The organism is Pseudomonas sp. KB-10 (assembly GCF_018221585.1).
GTDB lineage: Bacteria > Pseudomonadota > Gammaproteobacteria > Pseudomonadales > Pseudomonadaceae > Aquipseudomonas > Aquipseudomonas yangonensis.
On sequence record NZ_QYYB01000007.1, the window covers coordinates 289,962 to 303,250 of the forward strand.

At 64.8% G+C, this 13,289-nt stretch carries 14 protein-coding genes and 1 riboswitch; of the genes, 3 read left to right on the top strand and 11 right to left on the bottom strand.

The annotated features are described in order from the left end of the window. The first annotated feature begins 5 nt into the window (after positions 1-5). The 3 genes from DXK50_RS19680 (at position 6) to DXK50_RS19690 (ending at position 5,331) form a co-directional block, all read left to right on the top strand. Positions 6-956, top strand: a complete 951-nt coding sequence (locus DXK50_RS19680; RefSeq protein WP_212631497.1) for an alpha/beta fold hydrolase — start codon at positions 6-8, stop codon at positions 954-956. A gap of 82 nt (positions 957-1,038) precedes the next feature. Further along, a complete protein-coding gene (dxs, locus tag DXK50_RS19685; RefSeq protein ID WP_212631498.1) occupies positions 1,039-2,934 on the top strand; it encodes a 1-deoxy-D-xylulose-5-phosphate synthase in 1,896 nt (631 codons plus the stop codon). A 214-nt stretch (positions 2,935-3,148) separates the two neighbouring features. Further along, positions 3,149-3,357: riboswitch (cobalamin riboswitch) on the top strand. A gap of 87 nt (positions 3,358-3,444) precedes the next feature. Then, positions 3,445-5,331, top strand: a complete 1,887-nt coding sequence (locus tag DXK50_RS19690; RefSeq protein WP_212631499.1) for a TonB-dependent receptor domain-containing protein — start codon at positions 3,445-3,447, stop codon at positions 5,329-5,331. A gap of 48 nt (positions 5,332-5,379) precedes the next feature. On the opposite strand, the gene DXK50_RS19695 is transcribed toward DXK50_RS19690, so the two are convergent. The 11 genes from DXK50_RS19695 to DXK50_RS19745 form a co-directional block, all read right to left on the bottom strand. Continuing rightward, positions 5,380-6,174, bottom strand: coding sequence for a cobalamin-binding protein (locus DXK50_RS19695; protein WP_212631500.1), 795 nt, complete (start codon positions 6,172-6,174; stop codon positions 5,380-5,382). A 1-nt stretch (position 6,175) separates the two neighbouring features. Then, complete coding sequence (locus DXK50_RS19700) at positions 6,176-6,589, bottom strand: MFS transporter (protein WP_161867417.1); 414 nt, start codon at positions 6,587-6,589, stop codon at positions 6,176-6,178. Then, a complete protein-coding gene (gene ribA, locus DXK50_RS19705) occupies positions 6,586-7,206 on the bottom strand; it encodes a GTP cyclohydrolase II (RefSeq protein ID WP_161867416.1) in 621 nt (206 codons plus the stop codon). Before ribA ends, DXK50_RS19700 begins: the two co-directional genes overlap by 4 nt. Positions 7,207-7,316: 110 nt before the next feature. Continuing rightward, the gene (locus DXK50_RS19710) at positions 7,317-7,961 is read right to left on the bottom strand and encodes a TIGR02281 family clan AA aspartic protease (protein ID WP_212631501.1); all 645 of its coding nucleotides are present in this window, start codon (positions 7,959-7,961) and stop codon (positions 7,317-7,319) included. Between the two features lie 18 nt (positions 7,962-7,979). Beyond that, on the bottom strand, positions 7,980-8,708 hold the full coding sequence (locus tag DXK50_RS19715) for a substrate-binding periplasmic protein (RefSeq protein ID WP_161867484.1): 729 nt from the start codon (positions 8,706-8,708) through the stop codon (positions 7,980-7,982). A gap of 12 nt (positions 8,709-8,720) precedes the next feature. Continuing rightward, the gene (locus DXK50_RS19720) at positions 8,721-9,248 is read right to left on the bottom strand and encodes a phosphatidylglycerophosphatase A family protein (protein ID WP_161867414.1); all 528 of its coding nucleotides are present in this window, start codon (positions 9,246-9,248) and stop codon (positions 8,721-8,723) included. Positions 9,249-9,263: 15 nt separating this feature from the next. After that, entirely contained in the window at positions 9,264-10,217 is a 954-nt protein-coding gene (thiL, locus tag DXK50_RS19725) for a thiamine-phosphate kinase (protein ID WP_212631502.1), read from the bottom strand. A 90-nt stretch (positions 10,218-10,307) separates the two neighbouring features. Beyond that, positions 10,308-10,787, bottom strand: a complete 480-nt coding sequence (nusB, locus tag DXK50_RS19730) for a transcription antitermination factor NusB (protein ID WP_161867412.1) — start codon at positions 10,785-10,787, stop codon at positions 10,308-10,310. Further along, positions 10,784-11,260: a 6,7-dimethyl-8-ribityllumazine synthase gene (gene ribH, locus DXK50_RS19735; RefSeq protein ID WP_012019761.1), complete on the bottom strand. Its 477-nt coding sequence runs from the start codon at positions 11,258-11,260 to the stop codon at positions 10,784-10,786. The genes nusB and ribH overlap by 4 nt, the downstream gene beginning before the upstream one ends. Positions 11,261-11,451: 191 nt before the next feature. After that, a complete protein-coding gene (ribBA, locus tag DXK50_RS19740; protein ID WP_161867411.1) occupies positions 11,452-12,531 on the bottom strand; it encodes a bifunctional 3,4-dihydroxy-2-butanone-4-phosphate synthase/GTP cyclohydrolase II in 1,080 nt (359 codons plus the stop codon). 11 nt (positions 12,532-12,542) lie between these two features. Beyond that, positions 12,543-13,205 (bottom strand): riboflavin synthase, encoded by a 663-nt coding sequence (locus tag DXK50_RS19745; protein WP_161867410.1) that lies wholly within the window; start codon positions 13,203-13,205, stop codon positions 12,543-12,545. Positions 13,206-13,289: the final 84 nt, after the last annotated feature.

Below are 13,289 nucleotides of genomic sequence, written 5' to 3' on the forward strand. Positions count from 1 at the left end.
TCTCCATGCATATCGATCACCGCCTGCTCGCCGCCAATGGCATCGAACTCAGCCTGTACAGCGCCGGCCCCAAGCACGGCCGGCCGGTGTGGCTGCTGCATGGCTTTCCCGAGTGCTGGTACGCCTGGCATCCGCAGATCGAGGCGCTGGCCACCACCGGCTATCGCGTGTTCGCCCCGGAAATGCGCGGCTATGGCGCCAGCAGCGCGCCGGCCGACCCGGCGGCCTATGACCTACTCACCCTGTGCGGCGATATCCAGGCGGCAATGGGCATGCTCGGCCAGCGCGAGGTAGCGGTGGTCGGCCACGACTGGGGCGCGCCGGTGGCCTGGCACCTGGCGCTACTGGAGCCTGAGCGGGTCAAGGCGCTCGGCGCGCTGTCGGTGCCTTTCGGCGGCCGGCCGAAACGCCCGGTCATCGAGATGATGCGCGAGGCCTTTGCCGGGCGCTTCCACTACATTCTCTACTTCCAGCAGCCGGGCGTGGCCGAGGCCGAACTGGACGAAGGCATCGGCCGCAGCCTGCGTCTGCTGCTCGGCGGCCTGGGCGATGCCCTGCTGGCGACGGAAAAACCGGCCGACGCGCGGCTGTTCGATGGCGTGCCGGATGACCTGCCGCTGCCGGCCTGGTGCAACGAGGCGACGTTCGCCCACTACCTGCGCACCTTCGAGCGCCACGGTTTTCGCGGCGCGCTGAACTGGTACCGCAACTTCGAGCGCAACTGGCAGCGTACCGAGCACCTGGCCGGACTGCAGATCACGCAGCCGACGCTGTTCCTGCTCGGGGAAAACGACCCGGTGGGCCGCTTCGAAGCGCCGACGCTGAAACGCATGGGCGACAAGGTGCCGCAGCTGGAGCGCCACGATCTGCCTGGCGCCGGCCACTGGCTGCAGGGCGAATGCGCCGAACGGGTCAGCGCCCTGCTGCTGGATTTCCTTGCACGAAATTACCGGTAGCGCCGATGTGGTCAGCAGATTGGGCTGTTTTCCTGGCATCAGGTAAACTGCCGCATCTTTTACGCCTATAACGATTCGCCTGATGCCGACCACTTTCCACGAGATCCCCCGCGAGCGCCCGTTGACGCCGCTGCTCGACAGCGCCAACACGCCCGACGAACTGCGCCGCCTGGCCGAAGCGGACCTGGAAACCCTCGCCGATGAACTGCGCCAGTACCTGCTCTACAGCGTCGGCCAGAGCGGCGGGCACTTCGGTGCCGGCCTCGGCGTCATCGAGCTGACCATCGCCCTGCACTACGTCTTCGACACTCCCGATGACCGCCTGGTGTGGGACGTCGGTCACCAGGCCTACCCGCACAAGATTCTCACCGGTCGCCGCGAGCGCATGGCTACGCTGCGCCAGAAGGACGGCCTCGCCGCCTTCCCGCGCCGCTCCGAGAGCGAGTACGACACCTTCGGTGTCGGCCACTCCAGCACCAGCATCAGCGCGGCGCTGGGCATGGCCATCGCCGCCCGCCTGAAAGGCGAGAAGCGCAAGAGCGTGGCGGTGATCGGCGACGGCGCGCTGACTGCCGGCATGGCCTTCGAGGCGCTCAACCACGCCACCGACGTCGGCGCCAACATGCTGGTGATCCTCAACGACAACGACATGTCGATCTCCAAGAACGTCGGCGGCCTGTCCAACTACCTGGCCAAGATCATCTCCAGCCGCACCTACGCCAGCATGCGCGAGGGCAGCAAGAAGATCCTCTCGCACCTGCCCGGCGCCTGGGAGATCGCGCGCAAGGTCGAGGAACATGCCAAGGGCATGCTGGTGCCCGGCACCCTGTTCGAGGAGCTGGGCTGGAACTACGTCGGCCCCATCGACGGCCACGACCTGCCCACCCTGCTGGCGACCCTGCGCAATATGCGCGACCTGGACGGCCCGCAATTCCTCCACGTGGTGACCAAGAAGGGCAAGGGCTTCGCCCCGGCCGAGCTTGATCCCATCGGCTACCACGCCATCACCAAGCTGGAGCCGGTAACGCCTGTCGCCGCCCCCAAGAAGCCCAGCGGCCCGAAATACTCCAACGTGTTCGGCCAGTGGCTGTGCGACATGGCCGCAGCCGACAACCGCCTGGTCGGCATCACTCCGGCGATGAAGGAAGGCTCGGACCTGGTGGCCTTCGCCGAGCGCTTCCCCGAGCGCTACTTCGACGTGGCGATCGCCGAGCAGCACGCCGTGACCCTGGCGGCCGGCATGGCCTGCGAAGGCGCCAAACCGGTGGTGGCGATCTATTCCACCTTCCTCCAGCGCGCCTATGACCAGTTGATCCATGATGTCGCCGTGCAGCACCTCGACGTGCTGTTCGCCATCGACCGCGCCGGCCTGGTCGGCGAAGACGGCCCGACCCACGCCGGCAGCTTCGACCTGTCCTACCTGCGTTGCATCCCCGGCATGCTGGTGATGACCCCGAGCAACGAGAACGAGCTGCGCCGCATGCTCACCACCGGTCACCTGTTCGACGGCCCGGCCGCCGTACGCTACCCGCGCGGCAGCGGCCCCAACGCCCCGCTCGATGCTGGCCTGGAGCCGCTGGAAATTGGCAAAGCGGTGGTGCGCCGTCAGGGCAAGGGCGTCGCCCTGCTGGCCTTCGGCGTGCAACTGGCCGAAGCCCTGCGCGTCGGCGAAACGCTGGACGCCACGGTAGTCGACATGCGCTTCGTCAAACCCCTGGACGAAGTCCTGCTGCGCGAACTGGCGAGCAGCCATGCGCTGCTGGTGACCATCGAGGAAAACAGCATCATGGGCGGCGCCGGCAGTGCGGTCAGCGAATTCTTCGCCGCCGAGAATTGCCAGGTGCCGATGCTGCACCTCGGCCTGCCCGACTACTACGTCGAGCACGCCAAGCCCAGCCAGATGCTCGCCGAATGCGGCCTCGACGAAGCCGGTATCGAACGCGCGGTACGCCAACGCCTGAGCCTGCTGCAGACTTGAGCATGAAGCCCGCTCATCGCCGGATGAGCGGGGCTTGCTTGTCATTCATACCCACCCGAACTAAGGTGCGCGCACTTCATGTTCCGCCAGGGTGTGCTGCGCAAGCGGCGTCAGCAGGCCGTTGAAAACCTAGGCGAGGCAAGAACGGCCGAAAAAGCGAAGTTTACGAGTCGTAAATGAGCATTTTTGACTGGGCTCGCACACGACGCCGTTCTTAACGCAGTATTGCCAACGCAGGTAGTTTTCAACGGTCTGCTGAACGGGAAGTCGGTGCGCTCTTCATGAGCAATCCCGACGCTGCCCCCGCAACGGTAATCGACAGCGAGCGCTGAGCTTGCGCCACGTCCTGTAGCCACTGGGCCATACCTGGGAAGGCGGACGCGGGTCGAGAGCCCGGAGACCGGCCCAGGCGGTGTGACTGGTGTTGCGGAGGGCGACACGGTCAAGCGCCGCCCTGCCCGCGCTTGCGCCTGCCCTCCTCAACCGTCTGCCGACCGTTGAGGAAATAGAATGAAACTGCCCCTTCTGGCTCTGGCCATAGCCGTCACGCCAGGCCTATCGCAGGCTGCCGAACCTTATCTGGCCGAGCCGCTGGTCGTTACCTCTGGACGCCTGTCCGAACCACAAGCACAGGCTACCGCCGCCAGCACGGTGTTCGAGCGAGCGGACATCGAGCGCCTGCAGGCCAGCAGCGTGCCCGACCTGCTCAGCCGCGTGCCCGGTGTGTCCATCGTGCAGAGCGGCGGTCGCGGTAGCCTCACCAGCCTGCTCCTACGTGGCGCCAACGCCAACCAGACGCTGGTATTGGTCGATGGCGTACGTCTGAATGCGGCCGCCAGCGGCCTGGCCCGCCTGGAATTTCTCAGCCCTGAGCAGATCGAGCGTATCGAGGTTGTGCGCGGCGCCCGTTCGGCGCTTTACGGCTCCGACGCCATTGGCGGGGTGATCCAGATCTTCACCCGGCGCGGCGAGGAAGGCCTGCAGCCACGCCTGCGCCTGGCCGCCGGCAGTCAGCAGACGTTCGAACGCAGCCTGGGTCTATCCGGCGGCGACCAGCGCACCCGCGTCGACCTCGGCGCCAGCCTGGTCGAGCGCGCCGGTTTCGACCGCTCCCAGGATGGGCGTGGCTACGACAATGACCACGACGGCCTGCGCCGCAAGGCTTTCAACTTGAGTCTGGAGCATCGCTTCACTGACCGCCTCAAGGGTGGCCTGAACCTGCTTGAGCAACGCGGCGAGAGTGAATACGACGATCTGTTCAGCTTCGATCCGGGCAATCCCAGCGAACACTTCAGCGTCTCCAGTGTCGCCGGTCATCTCGAGGCACAGCTCGCTGAGCGCTGGAGCAGCCGCTTGGAGCTCGGCCACGGTGAGGACAAGAGTGAAAACCGCGACCCGTTGAATGCCGACAACAACTATGTCTACAACACCTACCGCGACAGCGCCGGCTGGCTCAACAGCCTGCGAATCGGCGACGCTCACCAGGTACTGCTCGGCCTCGACTGGTACGAGGAGCGCTTGGGCAGCGACAGCGATTTCAGCCACAGCGAACGCTGGAACCGGGCCGCCTTCGCCCAGCACCGTTATCGTGGCAACGGTTTCGCCACCGAACTGGGCCTGCGCCACGACGACAACCAGCAGTTCGGCAGCGAGAACACCTGGAACGCGGCGCTGAGCCTGGACCTGGCCGAGCGTCTGGAGCTGGTACTGAGCTACGGCGAGGGCTTCCATGCACCGACCTTCAACGACCTTTACTTCCCGACCAGTTCGTTCTACGGCGGCAACCCGGATCTCGCCCCGGAGCGCTCGAAGACCTACGAGGCACAACTGCGCGGCGATCACCTGGATACCCGTTGGAGCCTGTCGGCCTACCGTACCGAGGTCGAGGACCTGATCACCGTGGTCAGCGACCCGGTGACCTTCTTCAGCACTCCAATGAACGTCAACAAGGCGCGTCTGCAGGGCCTGGAACTGAATATCGAACGCGAACTGCTGGGCTGGCAGGCGACCCTCGGCGCCAATCTGCTCGACCCGCGTGATCGCAACAGCGGCCACACCCTGCCGCGCCGCGCCAAGCGCAGTCTGAGCCTGGACCTGGATCGTCAGTTCGGCGCGTTCGCCGCCGGCATGACCTGGCAGGCGTTCTCCGGCCGCTACGACGATGCCGCCAACAATCGCAAGATCGCCGGCTACGGCCTGCTGGGTGCGCGCGCAAGCTGGCGGATGGACGAGGAGCTGCTTTGGCAGGTCAAGATCGACAACCTGCTGGACAAGAACTATTCCCAGGCCCTGTACAGCCGCCCTGATGATCCGTTCTTCAGCAGCGTGAGTTATTACGGCTACCGCGAGGAAGGCCGCAGCGCCCTGCTCTCGCTGACCTGGACGCCGCAACTCTGATGCCACTGCACGCACGCAACCTGCTTGGGGTGCGCAGCGCCCCATGAACTAGCGTGCGGCCCTCATCAGCTCGCACAGCTGCTCGATGGCGCCCAGCATCTGCCGGCTGGGTCGTTCCAGGCCCTTGTCCGGCACCGCCCACACCTGCCCCCGGCGCACCGCATGTAACTGGGGCCAGGCCTGCCAGCCGGACAATTCGGCGTTGCTGCCGCCAAGAATCACATCGGGGTCACGCGCCAGCACCGCCTCCACGCTGACCTGAGGCGCCGGCTGCGGCAGGTCATCGAACAGGTTGCGCGCTCCGCACACCTGTAGGGCATCACCCATCAGTTGCCGGCCACCGATGGTGTAGAGCGGCTGGTGCCAGATTTGATAGAACACCGACAGGGGCCGATCGCGCCGGTAGCGCTGACGCAATGCAACCAGCTCGGCGTGAAACTCGGACGCCAGCTGCTCGCCCCGCTCCCGCCGTCCAATTCGCTTGCCAATGCGTACGAACACATCACCGAGTTGGTCGAGGCGTTGCGGCTCGACGAGCAAAAGATCGATGCCTAGCCCGCGCAACTGCGCCTGCTGCGCGGGCGGCACGCTGCCTGGCGCGATCAGGATCAGATCCGGCGCCAGCTGCAGCAGACGTTCGAATTCCAGCTGGCCATAACGGCCGACAGTGGGAAGGTGCGCCAACGCTGCGGGACGCTCGTCACCTTCGAGCGCGCCAACCAACAAGTCGGCTGCGTCCAGGTCGAGCATGATCTCGCTGAGTGATGGGGCAAGGCTGATCACCCGTTCGGCTGCCGCCAGCGGTAGCGCCAGCAGGCAGAGAGCGAGCAGCCATGTGCGCATTTCAGCCGAGCTGGCGGGGAATGCGATAGAGGCCGTGCAGCACGATGCTGGAGAGCCCGAGCAGCACCAGCGGAATCGCCTCCAGGCCAGCCAGGACTGCCAGCGCAGCGATCCAGGCCGGCAGCGCAGCGCCAAGCAGCGCACGCAGGCGTACGCGATCCAGCTCCAGCCAGGCGGCGGGCTCGGCTTCGCTGTCGAGGGCCTTTTCGGTGGCGATCAGAGCGCGCTTGTAGGCAGAAAACAGCGGCAGGCTGACGAACATGGACGCCAGCCCGGCGATGAACAGCGGCATGGTCAGCACTGTGGTGCTACCGCCACCGAACAGCAGGTTGAACACCAGCAGCGGGGCCAATGCCACGCCCAGTTGGCGCCACCAGGCCAGCGCCAGACGGCGCTTCACCTGGCCTCGGGTCACAGGCTTTCCTCGGCCTCACCCTGATGCTGGTTGCCCAGCATGTGGCCGAGCTTGCCGGCCTTGGTGGCGAGGTAGCGCTTGTTGTACGGGTTGTGCGCGATCTGCAGCGGCACGCGATGATCCACGGCGATGCCCATGTCGCCCAGCGCTTTGACCTTGCGCGGGTTGTTGGTCATCAGCTTGAGGCTCTGGACGCCGAGATGTTCGAGCATCGGCAGGCAGATGGCGTAGTCGCGCATATCGGCGCCGAAGCCCAGACGCTCGTTGGCTTCCACGGTGTCGGCACCGCCGTCCTGCAATTCATAGGCGCGGATCTTGTTCAGCAGGCCGATGCCACGACCCTCCTGACGCAAATACAGCAGCACGCCGCGGCCCTCATTGGCAATGGCCTGCAACGCCGCCTGCAGCTGCGCGCCGCAGTCACAACGCAGGCTGAACAGCGCGTCGCCGGTCAGACATTCGGAATGCAGGCGGCCAAGCACCGGAGCACCATCGGCAACATTGCCGAAGGTCAGGGCGACGTGTTCCTTGCCGGTGGCCTCGTCGAGAAAACCGTGCATGGTGAACACGCCAAAGGGCGTGGGCAGTTGGGAGGCGGCGACGAACACGACGGACACCGGATACTCCTAGCAGTGAGTACGAAACAGGCGCGCATTGTATCAGCAGGCCCAGCCGCCTGGTCAGACAGAATTGCCGATCATCAGTATCGAAACGGTCAATGGCAGCCTCAAAGCTTGGACTCGAGCACCAGCATGCCCTGCTCCTCGCGCCAGCCAACCCGACTGAGGAAACTCATGCCCAGAAGCGCCTCGTGCGGCGCACCGCCCTCCAGCACCACGGCCTCGACGCCCAGCACTTCCAGATCGCCGATCTTGACCCGGTCGAGCATCACGCGCCAACCGCGGGTCACGCCGCTGGCGGTGTTGACCTGCAGGGGCCGGCCGCTGACCCGATAATCGATGCCCAGACGCTTGGCGTGGGCGTCGTTCAGCGCCACCGAAGTCGCACCGGTGTCGACCAGGAACTGCACCGTCTGACCATTGACCGAGCCGGCCACCCAATAGTGGCCGCCGATGCCCTTGGCAATGCTCAGGCGTTTTTTCACCGGCTCGGCGAAACCGGCACTGTATTCGCGGCTCATGGGATAGGCACGCTCGACGCCATCGACGCGTAGCACCGCGCCCTGTTTGTCGACACTGACCACCTGCACGCCACCCGGACCGGTATCACCAACGCGGACCAGCTTGCGCTGACCGTCGACATTGACCACGGCCGCTCCCGGGAACAAGCCAACTACCTGGATCTGAGACGCCGCCCAGGAAGAACTCGCGCAAGACAGCGCCAGCAAGACGAGACAATCACGAAGCTGCATGAATGAGGGTCTCCCGGCTCAGTCGAAGGGATAGGGTTGATCCCAGCGTTCGAAGATCGGCCGCAGGGTTCCGCTCTTGACCAGCAACGCCATGCGCCGGTCAAAGAGATCGGCCATGGCGCGCCCTCTGGGGTTATCGGCAAACCCAAGATAGAGCGGCAGCCAAAGCAGATCGACCACCTGGTAGCGCTCGCCAGAGCTCATATCGCCCAACAGCTGCTCAATCTCAACGCGAGCATCGATGTAGAAGTCAGCATGGCCTTGGTCAAGCATGCTAAGGATACCGCTGTGCCGACGAACTTCCCGGTAATGCCGCACATTGGGCAGGTAGCGCTGGTATTCGTAGCCACGCATCCATATCAGGCGCAGCTCGCCGATCCGATCCAGCGCCGGTACCGGTTTTTGCTTGAGGCCAAGCGCGCTGATCTGCTCGCCGTCGTAATGCCAGCGCGGGTAAAGCACGCCTTCGTCAACTTCGTTGCGGTAGGACCCAACCCAGGCGTCTGCGCTACCTCGCTGCACCAGACCGACCGCGCGGGTGTACGGGACGCTCTGAATGCGCAGGACGACGCCGGACGGTTCGAATACTTCGCGCAGGATATCCCACGCCATGCCAGTGCCATCAGCGCCGGTGTGATCTTCCCAGACTTCGCTGGCTATATGGATTTCCTTCGGCAGCTGCAGATCGGCATGCGCCATCAGCACTCCGACCATACCCAACAGCAACGCCAGCAGCTTCGCTGCCATCATCGTGCCTCTCTAATAGCCGAAAACCACGGCATAACGATCCCAGCCCCAGACCAACCCCTGCATGGCCAGCCAGGCGAAGACTCCGGCAATAATGTCGTCGAGCATGATGCCGACGCCGCCATGCACATGGCGGTCGATCCAGCGAATCGGCCAGGGTTTGACGATGTCGAACAGACGAAACATGAGAAAGCCCAGCAGCAACCAGACCCACCCCTCGGGCACCAGCCAAAGGGTGATCCACATACCAACCATCTCGTCCCAGACGATGCCTTCATGATCGTGCACGCGCAGGTCGTCGGCCACCTTGCCACACAGCCAGAAGCCGAACAGCATGGTCACGCCAAGCATCAACCAATAGCCCCAGTCCGGCAGCATCTGCCACAGTGGCACGAACGGCAGTGCCACCAGCGACCCCCAGGTACCGGGGGCCTTGGGCAGGGTACCGGAGCCGAAACCGAAGGCGATGAAATGCCAGGGGTTGCGCCATACCGAGGGCGGTACGTATTCGGCGGGAACCTGGTTGGGGTGATCGGTCACACGCACTCCGTTCTGTCAGAAATGTTGGTAGCCGCCAGGTGGCGGTTCGATAGTCTGGCCGGTGGCATTGCGCAACTGTACCCCAGACCCGGCCAGCACACGGCCGATAACCCGCACTTCCGGCCAATCGGCTTGCAACTGCGCGAACAGCGCTGACGGCAGGGTAAAGGCCAAACGGTAATCATCGCCACCACTCAGGGCGCAGGCCCGCGCTTGCTCCTCACCAACAAATGCACGCAGCGGCGCAGACAGCGGAACTCGCTCCAGCTCGATCTGCAAGGCTACCTGCGAAGCCTCGGCAATATGACCACAGTCGGCCAGCAGGCCGTCGGAAATATCCAGCGCGGCCGTGGCCCGCCCTCGCAGCGCCTGACCCAGGGCCAATTGCGGTTGCGGCGACCAGTAGCGCGCCAGCAGTGCCTCGCGGATGTCATCTGAGGCATCGCGCTGCCCCAGCACCAGCGGCAGCGCGCCCGCGGCATCGCCCAGTTCGCCGCCGACGCAGAGCAGATCGCCCACCTGCGCGCCACTGCGCAGCAGCGCCTGCCCGCTCGGCACCCGGCCGAACACGGTCAGCGTCAGGCTCAACGGTCCGCGCGTGGTATCGCCACCGACCAGCGCCAGCGAACAGCTCTGCGCCATCGTTTGCAGGCCACGTGCGAACTCGGCCAGCCAGGACTGGTTGGCGCTCGGCAGGGTCAGGGCGAGGGTAAAGGCCAGGGGCGTCGCGCCCATGGCAGCCAGATCACTGGCGGAGACGGCCAGCGCGCGCTGACCGAGGAGAAAGGCATCGCAGGATTCGGGAAAGTGCACCCCGGCAACCAGCGTGTCTGTGGAAACCGCCAGCTGTTCGCCAGCGGGCAATGCCAGCAGCGCGCAGTCATCACCAATGCCGCGTACCACGCCGTCGCCGCCCTGCGCACAGGGGGCGGCGGCGAAATAACGGCGGATCAGCTCGAACTCATTCACGGGCAAGCAACGATCTGCTGCGCGTCGGCCCTGCTGCGTTAAAAGCAGACTCTAGCTTGCGAGATCGTGAATCGAGCATCCCCATAGGCCTCAACGTTTGTTGGCGTTGACTTCGGCGGCGCGCAGCGTGGGCGCGAGCTTGTCGAGGATGCCGTTGACGAACTTGTGCCCGTCGGTGGCACCGAACACCTTGGCCAGCTCGATACCTTCGTTGATCACCACCTTGTAGGGGACGTCGACGCGGTTCTTCAACTCGTAGGTGGACAGGCGCAGGATGGCCAGTTCGACCGGATCGATCTCTTCCAGCGGACGATCGAGCAGCGGCGCGAAGGCACCGTCCAACTCGGTCTTCTGCCGCGGCACGCCGTGCAGAATCTCATGGAAGTAGGCACCGTCGACCTTGCTGAAGTCGTTGTCGACGCGAAACTGCGCTTCGATCTCGTTCAGCGGCTGCCCGGCGATGTGCCAGGAGTACAGGGCCTGCATGGCCAGGGTGCGGGCCTCGCGACGCGCGAGGATCTTGCCGCTGGGGCCCTTCTTGGCCGGCTGGCCGTTACCGGAGTTGCTCACTTGGCCTCCAACTGCGCCAGCAGGCTGACCATTTCCAGGGCAGACAGCGCAGCTTCGGCACCCTTGTTACCCGCCTTGGTGCCGGAACGTTCGATGGCTTGTTCGATGGAGTCGACGGTCAGAACGCCGAAGGCGACCGGCACGCCGTATTCCATGGAGACCTGAGCCAGGCCCTTGGTGCATTCGCCCGCCACGTATTCGAAGTGCGGGGTGCCGCCACGAATGACCGCGCCCAGGGCGATGATCGCCGCATACTCGCCACGCTGAGCGACCTTCTGGGTCACCAGCGGAATCTCGAAGGCGCCCGGCGCGCGGATGATGGTGATGTCGCTCTCGCTCACGCCGTGGCGGACCAGGGCGTCGATGGCGCCGCTGACCAGGCTCTCGACGACGAAGCTGTTGAAACGGCCTACCACCAGGGCGTATTTGCCCTTCGGGGCGATGAAGGTACCTTCGATGGTCTTCAGGGTCATGACGGGTCTCACATGGGTTAAAGAGCCGGAGCGCTTTGCGCTCCGAAAATTAAATTCGTTTGTCGGCGTAGCCCGGATGCAATCCGGGGCCAGTGTGCCGATCTTCCCGGATTTCATCCGGGCTACGTGCTTTAGCTCCCCTCTCCCGCTTGCGGGAGAGGGCCATCAGATTCGGCTCTTCGAGCCGCCTGTTAATCAGCCGGCAGGTATTCTACAACCTCGAGGTCGAAGCCGGATATCGCGTTGAACTTCATCGGCGAGCTCATCAGGCGCATCTTGCGTACGCCCAGGTCGCGCAGGATCTGCGAACCGGCGCCCACGGTGCTGTAGGTCGCCGGGTTGGCCGGTTGCTGACGACCGATCAGCGCCAGCAGCTCAGGCCCGGTCAGCGGGTTGCCGAGCAGCAGCACCACGCCACTGCCAGCCTTGGCCACTTCGGCCATGGCCGCACGCATGCTCCAGCGGCCCGGCTGGTTGACCAGGAACAGGTCGCGCAGCGGGTCCATGTTATGCACACGTACCAGGGTCGGTTCTTCCGCGCAGATCGTGCCCAGGGTCAACGCCATATGCGCAGTGTCTTCCACGCCATCGCGATAGGTCACCAGGTTGAACTGGCCCAGCTCGGTATCCAGCGGCTGCTCGCTGATACGCTCGACGGTGCGCTCATGAATCAGGCGGTAGTGAATCAGATCCGCGATGGTGCCGATCTTCAGACCGTGCTCTTCAGCGAACTTTTCCAGCTCAGGACGACGCGCCATGGTGCCGTCGTCGTTCATGATCTCGCAGATCACCCCGCTCGGTTCGAAACCGCCCATACGCGCCAGATCGCAGGCCGCCTCGGTATGGCCGGCACGCGCCAGCACACCGCCAGGCTGAGCCATCAGCGGGAAGATGTGGCCTGGGCTGACGATGTCGTCAGCTACTGCGTTGCGCGCGACCGCGGCCTGCACGGTGCGCGCACGGTCGGCAGCCGAGATACCGGTGGTGACACCCTCGGCGGCCTCGATGGAAACGGTGAACTTGGTGCCGAAACCGGAGCCGTTGCGCGGCGCCATCAGCGGCAGCTTGAGCAGTTCGCAACGCTCGCGGGTCATCGGCATGCAGATAAGGCCACGGGCGAAGCGGGCCATGAAATTGATGTGCTCGGCGGTGACGCATTCCGAAGCGATGATGATGTCGCCTTCGTTCTCGCGGTCCTCGTCATCCATGAGGATGACCATCTTGCCGGCGCGGATGTCTTCGATCAGTTCTTCAGCGGTATTCAGGGCCATGGTGGCGCATCTCACTTGTTCAGATAGCCGTGTTCGGCGAGAAAGCTTTCGGTCAGGCCCGAAGCCTTGGGCTCGGCGGCCTTGTCGCCGAGCAGCAGACGCTCCAGGTAACGCGCCAGCAGGTCCACTTCGAGGTTGACCTTACGTCCGGCCTGGTAGTCGACCATGATGGTCTCGGCCAGGGTATGCGGCACGATGGTCAGCTCGAACTCGGCGCCATCGACTGCATTGACGGTCAGGCTGGTGCCGTCGACGGTGATCGAGCCCTTATGCGCGATGTACTTGGCCAGCTCGCGCGGAGCCCGCACCCTGAACTGCACGGCGCGGGCGTTATCGGCGCGTGAGACGATCTCGCCGACGCCATCGACGTGACCGCTGACCAGGTGCCCGCCGAGCCGGCTGGTAGGCGTCAGGGCCTTTTCCAGATTCACCGCGCTGCCGGGCTTGAGATCGATGAAGGCGGTGCGCGCCAGCGTCTCGCGGCTGACGTCGGCCCAGAAGCCGTCGCCGGGCAGTTCCACTGCCGTCAGACAGATGCCGTTGACGGCGATGCTGTCGCCGAGCTTGACGTCGCCCAGGTCGAGTTTGCCGGTGGCCACGTACACGCGCACGTCGCCGCCTTTCGGCGTCATGGCGCGGATACTGCCGATGGCTTCGATTATGCCGGTGAACATAGGCCCTCCGGTTTCACGTTGAAGATGTTGCGCAGCAGCATGGACGAACTCCTGTTTTGGTCAAAAACAGGGCAATGCCGATCG

Bases quoted from the DNA above. Each gene is read 5' to 3' on its own strand.
- ribBA (WP_161867411.1), bottom strand. From the start codon at position 12,531: ATGGCCCTGAATACCGCTGAAGAACTGATCGAAGACATCCGCGCCGGC.
- DXK50_RS19680 (WP_212631497.1), top strand. From the start codon at position 6: ATGCATATCGATCACCGCCTGCTCGCCGCCAATGGCATCGAACTCAGC.
- DXK50_RS19710 (WP_212631501.1), bottom strand. From the start codon at position 7,961: ATGCAGCTTCGTGATTGTCTCGTCTTGCTGGCGCTGTCTTGCGCGAGT.
- DXK50_RS19690 (WP_212631499.1), top strand. From the start codon at position 3,445: ATGAAACTGCCCCTTCTGGCTCTGGCCATAGCCGTCACGCCAGGCCTA.
- DXK50_RS19695 (WP_212631500.1), bottom strand. From the start codon at position 6,174: ATGCGCACATGGCTGCTCGCTCTCTGCCTGCTGGCGCTACCGCTGGCG.
- DXK50_RS19745 (WP_161867410.1), bottom strand. From the start codon at position 13,205: ATGTTCACCGGCATAATCGAAGCCATCGGCAGTATCCGCGCCATGACG.
- ribH (WP_012019761.1), bottom strand. From the start codon at position 11,260: ATGACCCTGAAGACCATCGAAGGTACCTTCATCGCCCCGAAGGGCAAA.
- dxs (WP_212631498.1), top strand. From the start codon at position 1,039: ATGCCGACCACTTTCCACGAGATCCCCCGCGAGCGCCCGTTGACGCCG.
- DXK50_RS19715 (WP_161867484.1), bottom strand. From the start codon at position 8,708: ATGGCAGCGAAGCTGCTGGCGTTGCTGTTGGGTATGGTCGGAGTGCTG.